The 16,221-nt window shown below is 73.6% G+C and carries 15 protein-coding genes and 1 pseudogene; 13 read left to right on the top strand and 3 right to left on the bottom strand.

Annotated elements, in window-relative coordinates; all coding sequences use genetic code 11:
• Positions 1–15: 15 nt before the first annotated feature.
• From tsf to ACFQ80_RS18010, 6 genes and pseudogenes are all read left to right on the top strand, one after another.
• Positions 16–855: a translation elongation factor Ts gene (tsf, locus tag ACFQ80_RS18035; protein WP_430549893.1), complete on the top strand. Its 840-nt coding sequence runs from the start codon at positions 16–18 to the stop codon at positions 853–855.
• Between the two features lie 261 nt (positions 856–1,116).
• Entirely contained in the window at positions 1,117–1,896 is a 780-nt protein-coding gene (gene pyrH / locus ACFQ80_RS18030; protein ID WP_430549894.1) for a UMP kinase, read from the top strand.
• Between the two features lie 64 nt (positions 1,897–1,960).
• Positions 1,961–2,518 (top strand): ribosome recycling factor, encoded by a 558-nt coding sequence (frr, locus tag ACFQ80_RS18025; RefSeq protein ID WP_430549895.1) that lies wholly within the window; start codon positions 1,961–1,963, stop codon positions 2,516–2,518.
• Positions 2,518–3,414 (top strand): phosphatidate cytidylyltransferase, encoded by an 897-nt coding sequence (locus ACFQ80_RS18020; RefSeq protein ID WP_430549896.1) that lies wholly within the window; start codon positions 2,518–2,520, stop codon positions 3,412–3,414. Before frr ends, ACFQ80_RS18020 begins: the two co-directional genes overlap by 1 nt.
• 105 nt (positions 3,415–3,519) lie before the next feature.
• Entirely contained in the window at positions 3,520–4,611 is a 1,092-nt protein-coding gene (gene rlmN, locus ACFQ80_RS18015) for a 23S rRNA (adenine(2503)-C(2))-methyltransferase RlmN (protein WP_430549950.1), read from the top strand.
• Positions 4,608–5,126: pseudogene (locus ACFQ80_RS18010) on the top strand (DivIVA domain-containing protein); the annotation flags it as partial. The gene rlmN and the pseudogene ACFQ80_RS18010, both read left to right, overlap by 4 nt.
• 98 nt (positions 5,127–5,224) lie before the next feature.
• Here ACFQ80_RS18010 and ACFQ80_RS18005 read toward each other — a convergent pair.
• Positions 5,225–5,629, bottom strand: a complete 405-nt coding sequence (locus tag ACFQ80_RS18005) for a MerR family transcriptional regulator (RefSeq protein ID WP_430564608.1) — start codon at positions 5,627–5,629, stop codon at positions 5,225–5,227.
• Between the two features lie 70 nt (positions 5,630–5,699).
• On the opposite strand from ACFQ80_RS18005, the gene ACFQ80_RS18000 reads away from it, so the two are divergent.
• On the top strand, positions 5,700–6,971 hold the full coding sequence (locus ACFQ80_RS18000; protein WP_430564607.1) for an MFS transporter: 1,272 nt from the start codon (positions 5,700–5,702) through the stop codon (positions 6,969–6,971).
• A gap of 9 nt (positions 6,972–6,980) precedes the next feature.
• Here the strand turns inward: ACFQ80_RS18000 and ACFQ80_RS17995 are convergent, their stop codons facing one another.
• Positions 6,981–7,751, bottom strand: coding sequence for a hypothetical protein (locus tag ACFQ80_RS17995; protein WP_430564606.1), 771 nt, complete (start codon positions 7,749–7,751; stop codon positions 6,981–6,983).
• Positions 7,752–7,963: 212 nt separating this feature from the next.
• On the opposite strand from ACFQ80_RS17995, the gene dxr reads away from it, so the two are divergent.
• From dxr to ACFQ80_RS17965, 6 genes are all read left to right on the top strand, one after another.
• Entirely contained in the window at positions 7,964–9,166 is a 1,203-nt protein-coding gene (gene dxr, locus ACFQ80_RS17990) for a 1-deoxy-D-xylulose-5-phosphate reductoisomerase (protein WP_430564605.1), read from the top strand.
• A 67-nt stretch (positions 9,167–9,233) separates the two neighbouring features.
• A complete protein-coding gene (locus ACFQ80_RS17985; protein ID WP_430564604.1) occupies positions 9,234–10,553 on the top strand; it encodes a M50 family metallopeptidase in 1,320 nt (439 codons plus the stop codon).
• Positions 10,554–10,689: 136 nt separating this feature from the next.
• A complete protein-coding gene (gene ispG / locus ACFQ80_RS17980; RefSeq protein WP_430549903.1) occupies positions 10,690–11,832 on the top strand; it encodes a flavodoxin-dependent (E)-4-hydroxy-3-methylbut-2-enyl-diphosphate synthase in 1,143 nt (380 codons plus the stop codon).
• A 79-nt stretch (positions 11,833–11,911) separates the two neighbouring features.
• A complete protein-coding gene (locus ACFQ80_RS17975) occupies positions 11,912–12,862 on the top strand; it encodes a GNAT family N-acetyltransferase (protein WP_430564603.1) in 951 nt (316 codons plus the stop codon).
• A gap of 116 nt (positions 12,863–12,978) precedes the next feature.
• On the top strand, positions 12,979–14,076 hold the full coding sequence (gene tdh, locus ACFQ80_RS17970) for an L-threonine 3-dehydrogenase (RefSeq protein ID WP_430564602.1): 1,098 nt from the start codon (positions 12,979–12,981) through the stop codon (positions 14,074–14,076).
• 2 nt (positions 14,077–14,078) lie between these two features.
• On the top strand, positions 14,079–15,269 hold the full coding sequence (locus ACFQ80_RS17965; protein WP_430564601.1) for a glycine C-acetyltransferase: 1,191 nt from the start codon (positions 14,079–14,081) through the stop codon (positions 15,267–15,269).
• A 12-nt stretch (positions 15,270–15,281) separates the two neighbouring features.
• On the opposite strand, the gene ACFQ80_RS17960 is transcribed toward ACFQ80_RS17965, so the two are convergent.
• Positions 15,282–16,172 (bottom strand): Fpg/Nei family DNA glycosylase, encoded by an 891-nt coding sequence (locus ACFQ80_RS17960; protein WP_430564600.1) that lies wholly within the window; start codon positions 16,170–16,172, stop codon positions 15,282–15,284.
• Between the last annotated feature and the right edge of the window lie 49 nt (positions 16,173–16,221).

The raw sequence follows: 16,221 nt of genomic DNA, 5'->3' as shown, positions 1-16,221 counted from the left end.
GCACGGAGGACATCCATGGCGAACTACACCGCCGCTGACATCAAGGCGCTGCGCGAGCGCACCGGTGCCGGCATGCTCGACGTCAAGAAGGCGCTCGACGAGGCCGACGGCAACACCGACCAGGCGATCGAGATCATCCGCAAGAAGGGTCTGGCCCGCGCCGCCAAGCGCGAGGGCAACGCGACCACCGAGGGCCTCGTGGCCGTCAAGGTCGCCGACTCCGCGGCCGGCCAGGTCGCCACGATGATCGAGCTCGACGCCGAGACGGACTTCGTCGTCAAGAACGAGAAGTTCATCGCCCTCGCCGACGCGGTCCTCGAGGCCGTCGCCGCCGCGGGTGCCACGGACGCCGAGTCCGGCCTCGCCGCCCCGGCCGCCGAGGGCACCGTGGCCGACACCATCGCCGCCCAGGGCGCCACGATGGGGGAGAAGGTCGTGCTGCGCCGCGTGGCCCGCCTCGAGGCCCCCAAGGTGACGACCTACCTGCACAAGACGGCCAAGGACCTGCCGCCGTCGATCGGTGTGCTCGTCGCCACCGACGACGCGGCCGAGCCCGTCGCCAAGGACGTCGCGCAGCACATCGCCGCGCTCGCCCCGAAGTACCTGTCCCGCGAGGACGTCCCGGCGGACGTCGTCGAGAAGGAGCGCGAGATCGCGCGCGAGGTCTCGATCGCCGAGGGCAAGCCCGAGGCCGCGCTGCCGAAGATCGTCGAGGGTCGCCTCAACGGCTTCTTCAAGGACGCCGTGCTCGTGGACCAGCCGCTGGCCAAGGACACGAAGACGACCGTCGCCAAGCACGTCGCCACCACCGGCGGCAACCTGCTCGGCTTCGTCCGCTTCCGCGTCGGCAGCTGACGCCTCCCCGCGCTCAGGCCCGACCGCACCGTGCGCGGTGCGGTCGGGCCTTCGCGTACCCGCCCGCGCCCGCCCCCTGACGGGGCGGGAGCCGCCGTCCGGTGCCAGGATGCGCGGAGGGCGACCACGTACCACCGAACACGAACCACCGGGCGAGCGCGCCCGACCTGCCGGGCCCGTCGACGGCGGTGCACGGCGGACGCGGACATGCCGCAGGACATGCGGAACAGACCGGCATGCGGAACAGACCAGAGAGCGACGGTGACCCACGTGACCGAGACCAACCAGACCGAGCGGACCAGCACGACGGGCGAGGCGACCGGTGAGGCCGCGCCCGCGCGCCGGGTGCTCCTCAAGCTCTCCGGCGAGACCTTCGGGGGCGGCAGCGTGGGCCTCGCGACCGACGTCGTGCGGCGGATCGCGCAGGAGATCGGCGACGCCGTCCGGCAGGGCGTGCAGGTCGCGATCGTCTCCGGCGGCGGCAACTTCTTCCGGGGCGCCGAGCTCTCCCGCGCCGGCCTGGACCGCGCGCGCGCCGACTACATGGGCATGCTCGGCACGGTGATGAACTGCCTCGCGCTGCAGGACTTCCTCGAGCAGGACGGCGTCAAGACGCGCGTGCAGACCGCGATCACCATGGGCCAGGTCGCCGAGCCGTACATCCCGCTGCGCGCGATCCGGCACCTGGAGAAGGGGCGGGTCGTGATCTTCGGCGCGGGCGCCGGCATGCCGTACTTCTCCACCGACACCGTGTCGGTCCAGCGTGCCCTGGAGACGCACTGCGACGAGGTCCTCATGGGCAAGAACGGCGTGGACGCCGTCTACTCGGCCGACCCGCGCACGGACCCGGACGCCGAGCGCCTCGAGCACCTGACGTACACCGACGCCCTGGTGCGCGGTCTGAACGTGATGGACGCCACCGCGCTGTCCCTGTGCCGGGACAACGACGTGCGCATGCGTGTCTTCGGCCTCGAGGAGCCGGGTAACGTGACCCGCGCGCTGCTGGGCGAGAAGATGGGCACGCTGGTCACCACCCACTGACGCCGCACCAGCCGTACGACCCACGCAGCACGACGACGAGCACGACGACGAGAATGGAGCACCGGTGATCGACGACACCCTCCTCGAGGCCGAGGAGAAGATGGACAGGGCGATCGAGGTCGCCAAGGAGGAGTTCGCGGGGATCCGCACGGGCCGCGCCAGCTCGGGCATGTTCTCGAAGATCACCGTGGACTACTACGGCGCCCCGACGCCCCTGCAGCAGCTCGCGTCGTTCAACATCCCGGACGCTCGCACGGTGCTCATCTCCCCGTTCGACAAGGGCTCGATGACCACCATCGAGAAGGCGCTGCGCGAGTCCGACCTGGGCGTCAACCCGTCCAACGACGGCAACGCGATCCGCATCATCATGCCCGCCCTCACGGAGGAGCGCCGTCGCGACTACGTGAAGCTCGCGAAGACGAAGGCGGAGGACGCCCGCATCTCGGTGCGCAACGTCCGCCGCAAGGCCAAGGAGGAGCTGGACCGCATCGTCAAGGACGGCGAGGCCGGCGAGGACGAGGTCACGCGGGCCGAGAAGGAGCTGGAGTCGCTGACGAAGAAGCACGTCGACGCGATCGACCAGCTGCTCGCCGGCAAGGAGAGCGAGCTGCTCGAGGTCTGATGGTGGCCCATCCCCTCGAACCGGGCGAGGACGCGTCCCCGCTCGACCCGGCCACCGCCGGGGCGGCGGACCCGACGTCGTCGCGCGCCGGCCGCAACCTCCCCGTGGCGATCGCGGTCGGCGTCCTGCTGCTCGTCGGCGTCGCGGCGTCCCTGTGGTTCCGGCCCGAGCCGTTCGTCGCGGTCGCGGCGGTCGCGGTCGGTGCCGCGCTGTGGGAGCTGCGGCAGGCCTTCGCCCGCCGGGACATCCACCTGCCGATGCTGCCGCTGCTCGTGGGCGGCGCGGGCATGGTGGTCTCGGCGTACACCGCGGGACCCGAGGCGCTGCTCGTCGCGTACGTGCTGACCGTCGGCGCCGTCGTCGTCTGGCGGGTGCTGGACGGCCCCGGGCCGCAGGCGCTGCGCGACTGCGCGGCCGCGGTCTTCGCGGCCACCTACGTGCCGTTCCTGGCGGGCTTCGTCCTGCTGCTGCTCGCGCAGCCCGACGGTGAGCTGCGGGTGGCCCTGTTCATCCTCCTGGCCGTGGCGAACGACACCGGCGGGTACATCGCCGGGGTGACGATGGGCCGCCACCCGCTGGCACCCACCGTGAGCCCGAAGAAGACCTGGGAGGGCCTGGGTGGCTCGCTCGTGCTGGCCACGGCCGTGGGTGTCGCGGGCGCGGTGCTCGCCCTCGACGCGAGCCCGGTGCTCGGCATCGTGCTCGGCGTGCTCACCGCGATCACGGCCACCGTGGGCGACCTCGCCGAGTCCCTCATCAAGCGGGACCTAGAATTGAAGGACATGGGTTCGCTGCTCCCGGGTCACGGGGGTGTGCTGGACCGCCTCGACTCGCTGGTCGTCACCGCCCCGTTCGTGTACCTCGTGCTCACGATGGCGCCCACGACCGCCCTGTAAGGACACGTCATGCCCCCCACAACCGCCCGTCCCGCGACGTCCGGCGCCGACCTCGGGTTCCCCGCGGTCCGGCCGGGCGACGAGACCGCGCCGATGCCCCTGCAGATGGCGCCGCGCCGCCGGGGCAAGCCGCCGAGGCACTTCGCCGACCTCACGCCCGCCGAGCGCGTCGCGTCGATCCAGGAGATGGGGGAGAAGCCGTTCCGGGCCAAGCAGCTCGCGACGCACTACTTCCAGCACTACACGTCCGACCCGGAGCAGATGACCGACCTGCCGGCGAAGACGCGCGAGGCCATCGCGACGACGATGTTCCCGCAGCTCATCCGCCCGACCCGGCGTCTCGAGGCCGACGGCGGCACCACCGTCAAGACGCTGTGGCACCTGTTCGACGACGCCAAGGTCGAGTCGGTGCTCATGCGCTACCCGCACCGCACCACGCTGTGCGTGTCGTCGCAGGCGGGGTGCGGCATGGCGTGCCCGTTCTGCGCGACGGGCCAGCTGGGCCTCACGCGCAACCTGTCGACGGCGGAGATCCTCGAGCAGGTGCGCGCGGCGAACCGGTCGCTCGCGGCGGGAGAGATCCCCGGGGGGCCCACGCGGCTCAACAACCTCGTGTTCATGGGGATGGGCGAGCCGCTGGCGAACCCGAAGGCCGTCTTCGAGACGGTCCGCGCCCTGGTCGCGCCGCAGCCCGAGGGCTTCGGCATGTCGGCGCGCAACATCACCGTCTCGACCGTGGGGCTGGTGCCCGCGATCGAGAAGCTCACGAAGCTCGAGATCCCGGTGACGCTCGCCCTCAGCCTGCACGCGCCCGACGACGACCTGCGCAGCGAGCTCGTGCCGATCAACACCCGGTGGAGCGTGGACGAGGCCCTCGACGCCGCACGGCGCTACTTCGAGGTCACCGGGCGGCGCGTGTCGATCGAGTACGCGCTCATCAAGGACATGAACGACCACGGCTGGCGCGCCGACCTGCTGGGGGAGAAGCTCAACGCGCGCGGGCGCGGCTGGGTGCACGTCAACCCCATCCCGCTCAACCCCACGCCCGGGTCCATCTGGACCGCGAGCGAGCGTGATGTCGAGGACGAGTTTGTGGCACGCTTGCGCGGGCACGGCATCCCCACCACGATCCGTGACACCCGCGGGAGCGACATCGACGGCGCCTGCGGGCAGCTGGCTGCCGAGGAGGACGAGTGAGCGCACTGTTCAGCACGGTGTCCGCGATGCGCACCGGGTACGACCGCGACGAGGTCGAGGACTTCTTCGACCACGCCCGGCAGGCGTACGAGGGTCGCACCGCGGAGCCCCTGTCGCACGCCGACATCCAGGTGTCGACGTTCGACCTGGTGCGCGGCGGCTACGACACGCACGAGGTCGACGCGGCGCTGGACCGTCTCGAGTCGGCGTTCATCGCGCGGCAGCGCGCCGAGTACGTGGCGGCGCACGGGCAGGAGGCGTGGATGGCCGCGCTGGCCGACCGCGCCCGCACGATGTACGGGCGCCTGGGGCGGCCCGACGGCGACAAGTTCGCCCCGGCCGACCGGGGCGAGCAGGGCTACGACCCGGACGACGTCGACGCGCTGTGCGACCGGCTCGTCGCCTACTTCGACCGGCAGGAGCCGCTGAGCTCCGGCGAGATCCGCTCGGCCACCTTCGGCCGGGCCAAGGGGTCGGACGCCTACGCCGAGGGGCCGGTCGACCGGTTCTACCCCCGCGCTAAGGTGGTGCTGCCCGGGGACGAGTCCCCCCCGGGGCCCCCACCCCGTCACCGGCCGCGGGCGGCCGCCGACCCGGGGCGGCCCCTCGTCGTTCACCGGCCGGAAGCCGTGGCGGCGCCCGCCGCGGCCTCCGACAGGAGGGCGGCCTGCTCGGTGCGGGTGAGGACGTCACGGATCGTGTCCCGGCTGCGGGTGAGGCAGGCGATCTTGTCCTCGATGCCCACGAGCTCCGTGGCGAGCATCTCCGCGACCGTGCGTGGGCAGGTCGGCGCCTCGGACCGGCTCGTCGTCTCCATGTCGAGCAGCACCTTGATCAGGCGTGTGGGGATCCCGGCACGCACCATCCCGGCCACCCTGGACACACGCTCGACGTCGTCCTCGGAGTAGGTGCGGTACCCGTTCGCCGCGCGGTCGGCCACGAGCAGGCCCTGCTGCTCGTAGTACCGCACGAGGCGCGGCGCGACGCCCGCGCGCCGGGCGAGCTCGCCGATCTTCATCTCGCACCTCCAGGAGTGACCGGGGTCACACTTGACATTGACATCAATGTCAAACTCTAGCGTCGGACACATGACGACACCAGGATCTCCCCCCGCCCCGTCCGACGGGCTCCCGTGGCCCTCCCTGCTGGTCCTCGGCACGGCGACCTTCACGATGGTCACCGCCGAGATGCTGCCGACCGCCGTGCTGCCGCAGATGAGCGCGGGGCTCGGCGTCTCCGAGGCGCGCACCGGGTTGCTCGTGTCCGTGTGGGCCGCCGCGGTGGTGGTGGCGAGCTTCCCGCTCGTGCGCCTCGTCGCCGGCAGGGACCGGCGCGCCGTGGTCGCGGTCGCGCTCGGCGTCCTGGCCGCCTCGTCCCTCGCCACCGCGCTGGCGCCGACGTACGGCGTCGCCGTGGGGGCGCGACTGGTGGGTGCGGCTGCCGTCGGGCTCCTGTGGGCGTCCGCGAACGCGCATGTCGCCGACCTGGTGACCGACCGGCTGCTCGCCCGCTCGATCGCCGTGGTGCTGGGTGGCGCCACCCTCGGCATGGTGCTCGGCACGCCGCTCGCCAGTCTCGTCACCCGGGTGGTCGGCTGGCGGGCCGCGTTCGCCGGCCTCGCGCTGCTGACGCTGGTGGTCGCCGTCCTGGTGCGACTCGTCGTCGCGCGTGCGGCCGCGCCCGCCACGGAGCGGCCCGGTGAGGGGGCGACGCCGGGCGCCGCGGGACCCGCGCCGGCCGGGGGGCCCGGTCCGATGATCACGGTCACGGCGATCGTCGGCGTGCTGCTGGTGGGGCACTATGGCGCGTACACGTACGTGACGCGCATCGTCGAGGTGCCCGCCGACGCGCTGCCGGGCGGCGTGAGCGGGCTGCTCCTGGTGTTCGGCCTCGCGTCCGCGCTGGGCGTGGTCCTGGCCGGCCGGTTCGGGGCGCGGACCGCCCCCGTGCTCGCGCTCGCTGCCGGCGGGACCGCGCTCGCCCTGCTCGGGCTGGCGGTGGTGGACGTGCATCCGGCCCTCGGTGTGGCCGTCGTCGTGCTGTGGGGCGTGTCGTCGGGCGCGCTGCCTCCCCTGGCGCAGACGCTGATCCTGCGCCTCGGCGGGCCGCAGCGGCGGGCGACGTCGTCGGCGCTGATCCCGGTGGTGTTCAACGGCGGCATCGCCGTCGGGGCCGCGCTGGCGTCGTGGGTCGTGGCGGGCGGCGGTGTCGGGGCGCTGCCGGTCCCTGCGGCCGTCGTGGTCGCGGTGACCGCCGTCGCGCTCGGCGCCGGGGCGCGGGCCTGGTCGACGCCGACGGTCGTGGAGAGCGGTGGTGACCGCGCCGGTCGCGCGGTGGCCGAGAGTCCTGCCGGGGTCTGACCCCGCCCGTCAGCAGGCGGGGGCGAGGGCGGAGCCGCTGCCCGTGTTGAGGTAGGCGTCGGACACCCAGTTGCTCGGGCCGATGCGGTACCAGAGGTTCGTGGTGCCGCGGGTGCCCGTGACCGTCTGGCCGCGCGCGTGGCAGAGCAGCGGCACGCGCGCGGTGTCGGCGGCGACGCCGGTCCAGCGGTATCCGGTGCCCGGGCCGGTGCGGACGTTGAGGGTGCCGCCGTCGGCGGAGACGATCCCGGTCCGGGCGGAGCCCTGCCACAGGTAGGTCACGTCGATCCAGGCGTTGGAGCGCAGGCCCAGGCCGTCCCAGTAGGTGCCGTCCGCCAGGTCGATGCCCGCGGGGTTGGTGACCTTGCGGCCGAAGAGGTCCTTGCCGCCGTGGTGGCCGAGCCGGTAGGCGGCGGACGCCTGCGGGGTCCCCTTCGGGAGGTCGCGCGCGGCGTGCCGGGTGGAGCTCCAGTAGTCGTCGGTGGTGTTCCACGGCCCGACGTCCCACACCGGCGCGTACTCGCACCGCGCGCTGTCGGCGCGGCAGACCCGGACGGAGTACGCGCCGTCGCCGTCGGCGGACAGGGCGCGCCGGGAAGGCAGGGCGACGAAGTGGTCCCGCTTCTCGATCGTGTGGCCGTTCGCGGTGCGCTTGCCCACCAGGCCCTCGCGGGTCGCGAAGATGCGGTGGGTCTCGCCGTCGCCGTCCGCGGCGGCGGGTGCCGCCACGCCGACGACCGCCCCGGTGACGAGGGCGGCGATCCCGGCGAGGGTGGACATGGCGCGCTTGCCGACTATCACGCGATAAGGACGCATGTATGCGAACGTAACCGGCGTCACACCCTGCCGCGACCGGGCGAGAAAGGTTCTCGTCCGGAAGTCAAGCACCGGAGCGGGTGAATTCCGCGCCATTCCGCGGCGAGTCGCCGGGTGGGACGACGGGGTGGGACGACGCGGCCGAACGAGCGTGGGGGCCTGGGATGATGGGCGCCATGCCCGACCTCGCGACCCCCCGCACCGTCACGCTCCTCGGTTCCACCGGCTCGATCGGCACGCAGGCGATCGACGTCGTGCGGGCCCACCCCGGGCGGTTCCGGGTGGAGGCGCTGAGCGCGGGCGGGTCCGACGTCGCCCTGCTCGCGGAGCAGGTCGCGACCGTGGGGGCGCGCACGGTGGCCGTCGCGGACGGCGCCCGCGCGGACGAGCTGCGGGCCGCCCTGGTCGAGAGGCTCGGCGCCGCGGCGGGCGACGTCGAGGTGCTCGCCGGGCCGGCGGCGGCGACCGAGCTGGCGGGCCGCGGCAGCGACGTCGTCCTCAACGGCATCACCGGGTCGGTGGGCCTGCGGCCCACGCTCGCGGCGCTCGAGGGCGGCTCGACGCTGGCGCTGGCGAACAAGGAGTCGCTCGTGGTGGGCGGCTCGCTGGTCAAGGCCGCGGCCGCGCCCGGGCAGATCGTGCCGGTGGACTCCGAGCACTCGGCGATCGCCCAGGCGCTGCGCGCCGGCGCGCACTCACCCGATCAGAGCGAGGTGCGGCGCCTGGTGCTCACGGCCTCCGGCGGACCGTTCCGCGGTCGCAGCCGCGACGACATCAAGAAGGTCACGGTCGACGAGGCGCTCGCCCACCCCACCTGGGCGATGGGGCCGGTGGTGACGGTGAACTCGGCCTCGCTGATGAACAAGGGCCTCGAGCTCATCGAGGCGCACCTGCTCTTCGACGTGCCGGTCGACGACATCACCGTGGTGGTGCACCCCCAGTCGGTGGTGCACTCCATGGTCGAGTTCCACGACGGGTCGACGATCGCGCAGGCGTCCCCGCCGGACATGCGGCTGCCCATCGCGCTCGGGCTGTCCTGGCCGGAGCGGCTCGACGTCGTCTCCCCGCCCTGCGACTGGACGCGCGCCGCGTCGTGGACGTTCGAGCCGCTCGACGAGGACACGTTCCCGGCGGTCGGGCTGGCGCGCGCCGCCGCCGCGGCGTCGGCCACCCACCCCGCCGTCTACAACGCGGCGAACGAGCAGGGGGTGGCCGCGTTCCTCGCCGGGCGCATCGGTTTCCTCGACATCGTCGAGACGGTGGAGCGGGTGCTGGCCGAGCACGACGGCGTCGCGGCCGCCGACGTCACGCTCGACGCCGTCGAGGGCGCCGAGCGCTGGGCGCGGGCCCGCGCGGACGAGATCCTCGCGCGGTCCTGACGAACCCTCCACGCCCGCGCGACCGGGGCGTGCGGCGGGTCGCCGCAGGTGTCCTAGGCTCGACGCCGTGGACGTTCTCTCCTGGGTGGTCGGCATCGCCGTGATGGTCGTGGGCCTCGCCCTCTCCATCGGCCTGCACGAGGTGGGCCACATGGTGCCCGCGAAGAAGTTCGGCGTGCGCGTGAGCCAGTACATGGTCGGCTTCGGCCCCACGCTGTGGTCGCGCACCAAGGGGGAGACCGAGTACGGGGTCAAGGCGATCCCGCTGGGCGGCTACGTGCGGATGGTCGGCATGATGCCGCCCGCACCCGAGGGCACCCGCCGTCGCGGCGGCTTCTTCGGGCAGGCGATCGCCGACGCGCGCGACGCGTCCGTGAGCGAGATCCGCCCCGGCGAGGAGCACCGCGCCTTCTACCACCTGTCCACGCCCAAGAAGCTCGTCGTGATGCTCGGCGGCCCGGTGATGAACCTCCTCATCGCGGTCGTGCTCACGTTCGTCGTCCTCGTGGGCATCGGGGCGCCGGCGGTGACCACGACCGTCGGCGCGGTGAGCGAGTGCACGCCCACGTCGACGACGGCGGAGGGGGCGCCCGTGTGCGGCGACGACGCCGCGCCGTCCCCGGCGGCCGCGGCGGGCCTGCGTCCGGGCGACGAGATCGTCGAGTGGGACGGCACGGCCGTGACGTCGTGGGAGCAACTCTCCGGCGCGATCGCGGACGCCCCCGACCAGCAGGTCCCGGTGGTCGTGCTGCGCGACGGCGCGGAGGTCCCGCTGACCGTCACGACGTCGGACCGGCAGGTCCCGGTGGTCGAGGCCGACGGCACCGCGAAGGTCGGCGCCGACGGGCAGCCGGTCACGGAGACCGCGGGGTTCCTGGGCGTCACGCCGACGCAGGAGTACGAGCCGCTGCCGGTCTCGACCGTCCCGGAGGCGGTCTGGCAGCAGGTCTCCGGCACGGCGGGCATGATCGTCACGCTCCCGGTGCGCATCGGCGACGCCGCGGTGCAGGCGTTCACCGACGAGCCGCGGTCGCAGGACTCCGTGGTGTCCGTGGTCGGTGTCGGCCGGATGGCCGTGGACGCCGTCGCCGCGGACGCCCCCGTGATCAGCACGCTGCAGTTCCTGCTGAGCCTGCTGGCCGCGCTCAACGTGGCGCTCTTCGTCTTCAACCTCATCCCGCTGCTGCCGCTGGACGGCGGGCACGTCGTCAACGCCCTGTACGAGGGCGCCAAGCGCACGCTCGCGCGGCTGCGCGGGCTCCCGCGGCCCGGTCCGGCCGACGTCGCGCGGATGATGCCGTTGGCCTACGTGATGTTCGTCGTGCTCGTCGGCACCGGGGCGATCCTCATCGTCGCGGACCTGGTCGACCCGGTACGCCTGGGCTGAGGACCCTCGCCGCCGGCCCGGTCCGGTGAAGGTCGTGCGTGACGACGCGCGGGGATTCCGTGCCGGTGCGGTGCCCGCGTGCGTAGCACCCGCCCGCAGGCGCGATACTGGCACCGTGACTGCGATCAATCTCGGCATGCCTACTCCGCCCGCGCCCACGCTGGCCCCGCGCCGCAAGTCCCGCAAGATCCAGGTGGGCAAGGTGGCCGTCGGCGGTGACGCGCCGATCAGCATCCAGTCCATGACGACGACCCCGACGACGGACATCAACGCGACGCTGCAGCAGATCGCGGAGCTGACGGCGTCGGGCTGCGACATCGTGCGCGTCGCGGTGCCGACCATCGACGACGCGGAGGCGCTGCCCGCCATCGCGAAGAAGTCGCAGATCCCGGTCATCGCGGACATCCACTTCCAGCCCAAGTACGTGTTCGCCGCGATCGACGCCGGCTGCGCCGCCGTGCGCGTGAACCCGGGCAACATCCGCAAGTTCGACGACCAGGTCAAGGAGATCGCGAAGGCGGCCTCCGACGCCGGGGTCTCGCTGCGGATCGGCGTCAACGCCGGCTCCCTCGACAAGCGCCTGCTGGAGAAGTACGGCAAGCCGACCGCGGAGGCGCTGGTCGAGTCCGCCGTGTGGGAGGCGAGCCTGTTCGAGGAGCACGGATTCCACGACTTCAAGATCTCCGTGAAGCACAACGACCCGGTGGTCATGGTGCGCGCCTACGAGCTGCTCGCGCAGCGCGGCGACTGGCCGCTGCACCTCGGCGTCACCGAGGCGGGCCCGGCGTTCCAGGGCACGATCAAGTCGGCCACCGCGTTCGGGGCCCTGCTCAGCCAGGGCATCGGCGACACGATCCGGGTGTCGCTGTCCGCGCCGCCGGTCGAGGAGGTCAAGGTCGGCACGCAGATCCTGCAGGCGCTCAACCTGCGCCCGCGCAAGCTCGAGATCGTCTCCTGCCCGTCGTGCGGCCGCGCCCAGGTGGACGTCTACACGCTCGCCGAGAAGGTCACCGCGGGTCTCGAGGGGATGACGGTCCCGCTGCGCGTCGCGGTCATGGGTTGCGTCGTCAACGGCCCGGGCGAGGCGCGCGAGGCCGACCTCGGCGTCGCGTCGGGCAACGGCAAGGGCCAGATCTTCGTCAAGGGTGAGGTCATCAAGACCGTCCCGGAGGCGATGATCGTCGAGACCCTCATCGAGGAGGCGATGCGCATCGCCGAGACGATGCCCGCCCCCGAGAACGAGGCGCAGGCCGGGGCCCCCGAGGTCACGGTCGGCTGACGGTCCGGCCGACAGGTCGACCTGTGGCGGCCGCATCGGGGACGATGGCGGGAGGGCCCACGGCGGCGAAGGGGGCGTGATGGGCGGCTGGCGACCGGCGGTGCGGGCGCGCGGCGACGCGCGCGGCCTCGACGTGCGCCGCCCGCGGGCCCGCGTCCTCGGCCAGGAGGACCTCGCCGAGGCCCGCGCCCTGTGCGCCCTCGACCCGGTGACGTCGGTGCTCGCGGCGGCGCGGCTCGAGGTGGCGGCGGTGGCAGGCTTCGCCGCCGCCGGCGGGCAGGCCTGGGGCTTCCCGGCGACGGGCCCGCTGGTCGCGGTCTGCTGGTCCGGCGCGAACCTCGTCCCCGTGCTGGGCCCGGACCTCGCGGGCCGCGACGCGGACGACGCCGTCGCCGCGTTCGCCGCGACGGCCCGCGCCCAGGGGCGGCGCTCCTCGTCGATCGTGGGGGAGCGGACGGCGGCGCTCGCGCTCTGGGACCTGCTCGCGCCCCGCTGGCCGCCGGCGCGCGAGGTGCGCGCCGACCAGCCGTCCCTCGCGATCGCGCGCGACCCCGACGTGGAGCCCGACCCGGAGGTGCGGCGCTCGACCCTCGGCGAGGTGGACGCCGTGCTGCCCGCCTGCGTGCGGATGTTCGCGGAGGAGGTCGGCTACGCCCCGGCCGCGTCGCCGGGCAGCGCGTACGCCCTGCGCGTACGCTCCCTCGTGGCCGAGGGGCGGTCGTTCGTGCGCATGGAGGCAGCCGGTTCGACCTCGGGCGCGGGCACCGGACCCGGGCCCTTCGTCGCCTTCAAGGCCGAGCTGGGCGCGGTCGCGGGCGGGGTGGCGCAGGTGCAGGGCGTGTGGGTCGACCCGCTGCGGCGCGGGCGCGGCCTGGCCGCGCCCGGCATGGCCGCCGTCGTCGTCGCGACGCGGCGCGAGGTGGCGCCCGTGGTCTCCCTGTACGTCAACGCCTTCAACGCGCCCGCGCTCGCCACCTACCGGCGCGTGGGCTTCGAGCAGGTCGGCACGTTCACGACGGTGCTGTTCTGACCGGTGCCCTGCGGTTCCCGGATCTGTCCGGATCGTGAGATGGTACGGCGCGTGACGACGCGAGCGACGGCAGTTGCCGGGGTGAGGTCCGTGAGGGATCGACGGGCGGGACGACGATGAGGGCGCTGTACAAGCCGGGGCCGGGCCCCGGGCTGGAGCTGGTGGAGCGGCCCGAGCCGGAGGCCGGCATCGGCGACGTGAAGATCCGGGTGCTGCGCACCGGCATCTGCGGCACCGACCTGCACATCGACCGCTGGGACGACTGGGCCGCGTCCACGATCGCGGCGCCGCTGGTGCCCGGCCACGAGTTCGTCGGCGAGGTCGTCGAGGTCGGGGAGACGGTGCACGACGTCGCCGTGGGCGACCTCGTCTCGGGCGAGGGGCACATCGTCTGCGGCACCTGCCGCAACTGCCGCGCCGGGCGCCGCCAGATGTGCATCCGCACCCAGGGCCTCGGCCTGCACCGCGACGGCGCGTTCGCCGAGTACGTCGTGCTGCCCGCCACCAACGTGTGGGTGCACCACGCCGAGGTCGACCTGGACGTCGCGGCGATCTTCGACCCGCTCGGCAACGCGGTCCACACGGCGCTCGCGTTCCCGGTGATCGGCGAGGACGTGCTCGTGTCCGGCTGCGGGCCCATCGGGCTCATGGCGATCGCCGTCGCCCGGCACGCGGGCGCCCACCTCGTGGTGGGCACGGACGTCAGCCCGGCCCGGCTCGAGATGGCCAAGGCCATGGGCGCGGACGCCGCCCTCGACGTGCGCACGGCCCGGGTCGCCGACGCGCAGCGCGAGCTCGGCCTGCGCGAGGGGTTCGACGTCGGCTTCGAGATGAGCGGGGCACCGAGCGCGCTGCCCGAGATGATCGAGAACATGAACCACGGCGGGCGGATCGCGATGCTCGGCCTGCCGTCCGGGCCGATCGCCGTCGACTGGGGCACGGTCGTGACGCACATGCTCACGCTCAAGGGCATCTACGGCCGGGAGATGTTCGAGACGTGGCAGGCGATGGACGCGATGCTGCGCACCAGCGCGACCCTGCGGACGGCGATCGCGTCGGTCGTGACCGACCGGCTCCCCGCGAGCCGCTGGCGCGAGGGGTTCGAGGCCGCGGCCTCCGCGCACGGCGGCAAGGTCGTGCTCGACTGGACGGACTGGGGCGACGGGCAGGACGACGCGCAGGACGACGCGCAGGACGACGAGGGGAAGGCGTAGCGATGTACGGGACGTTCCGGGAGCACCTGGCGGGCCAGCTCGCCGAGATCGAGAGCGCGGGTCTCACCAAGCACGAGCGCGGCATCGCCGGCCCGCAGGGCGCGCGCATCCGCGCCGACGGCGCCGAGCTGCTCAACTTCTGCGCCAACAACTACCTCGGGCTGGCCGACGACCCGCGCATCGTCGCGGCGGCGCGGCACGCCCTCGACACGTGGGGCTACGGGCTGGCGAGCGTGCGGTTCATCTGCGGCACGCAGGACCAGCACCGCGACCTGGAGCAGCGCCTGGCGGGCTTCCTGGGGACGGACGACTCGATCCTGTTCTCGTCGTGCTTCGACGCCAACGGCGGGGTCTTCGAGACGCTGTTCGGCGCCGACGACGCGATCGTGTCGGACGCGCTCAACCACGCCTCGCTCATCGACGGCATCCGCCTGTCGAAGGCCGCCCGGTTCCGCTACCGGAACCGGGACATGGCCGACCTCGAGGACCAGCTCCGCGCGGCGCGCGACGGCGGCGCCCGCCACGTCGTGGTCGTCACGGACGGCGTGTTCTCGATGGACGGCTACCTCGCGCCGCTGCGCGAGATCTGCGACCTCGCCGACCGGTACTCCGCGCTCGTCCTCGTGGACGACTCGCACGCGGTGGGGTTCATGGGCGACCACGGCCGCGGGACGCCGGAGCTGCTCGGCGTCGCGGACCGCGTGGACATCCTCACGGGCACGTTCGGCAAGGCCCTGGGCGGCGCGTCCGGCGGCTACGTCGCGGCGCACCAGGAGATCGTCGACCTGCTGCGGCAGCGCGCCCGCCCCTACCTGTTCTCGAACACGCTGGCGCCGACGATCGTGGCGGGCACCCTCACGGCGCTCGACCTCGTGGAGGGCTCCGCGGACCTGCGCGCCAGGCTGACCGAGAACGCCGCCCTGTTCCGTCGTCTCATGACCGAGGCGGGCTTCGACCTGCTGCCCGGCGAGCACCCGATCGTGCCGGTGATGGTCGGCGACGCCGTGCTCGCGGCGAAGGTGGCGGCGGCGATGGGGGAGCGCGGCGTGTACGTCACGGCCTTCTCGTTCCCGGTCGTGCCGCGCGGCGAGGCGCGCATCCGCGTCCAGCTCTCCGCCGCCCACACACCGGAGCAGGTCCGCGCGTGCGTCGACGCCTTCGTGGCGTCGCGCGACGCGGTCGCGGCAGGCTGACCAGCCGGCCTGCTACTTCAGCAGCCTCGACATCCGCCGGTCGGCGAGCACCTGCCCGCCGGTCTGGCAGGTGGCGCAGTACTGCAGCGAGCGGTCGGCGAAGCTGACCTCGCGCACGACGTCGCCGCAGACCGGGCACGCCTCGCCCGTGCGGCCGTGCACGCGCATCCCCGCGCGCTTGGCGTCCTTGAGCTCCTTGGCGGGCTTGCCCGACGACGCCGCCACGGCGTCGCGCAGGGTGGTGACGACGGCGTCGTGCAGCGCCGCGACCTCGTCCGGGGTGAACGACCGGGTGAGCTTGAACGGCGAGACCCGCGCGACGTGCAGGATCTCGTCGGAGTAGGCGTTGCCGATCCCGGCGATCGCCCGCTGGTCGCGCAGCAGGCCCTTGACCTGCTGGTTCCTGTCCTGCATCAGCGCGGCGAGCGCGTCCGGGGTGAAGGCGTCCGAGAGCGGGTCGACGCCGAGCGTGGCGACCTGCTCCACCTCCTGCGGGTCGCGCACCACGTGCACCGCCAGGCGCTTGCGGGTGCCCGCCTCGGTGAGGTCGAAGCCTGCGCCGTCGTCGAGCCGCACCCGCAGCGCCAGCGCCGCCCCGCGCGACGAGCCGCCCATGCGCGGGCGTACCGGCGTGGTCGGCGCCTGGTCCGACCAGCGCACCCAGCCGCCGCGCGACAGGTGGAACAGCAGGTGCGTCTCGCCGCCGTCGGGACCGACCGTGAGATCGAGCCACTTCCCGTGGCGGGTGACGCCGCGGACCTCCTGTCCGACGAGCGCGGTCACGGGCGGGTCGAACGTCTTGAGCGCGGCGATGGCCGCGACGTCGGCGGCGACGACGCGGTGGCCGGTCGTACGAGCGTCGAGGAACTCCGCCAGCGCCTGCACCTCGGGAAGCTCGGGCATGCCGCCATGCTGCCAGCACGGTGCGACGGCGACCAGTGATGCGACGGCG

This window comes from Isoptericola sp. NPDC056578, from assembly GCF_042793275.1.
Taxonomy (GTDB): domain Bacteria; phylum Actinomycetota; class Actinomycetes; order Actinomycetales; family Cellulomonadaceae; genus Isoptericola.
Note: the sequence above shows the minus strand (reverse complement) of the source record. Positions and strands in the feature narration are given on the sequence as shown.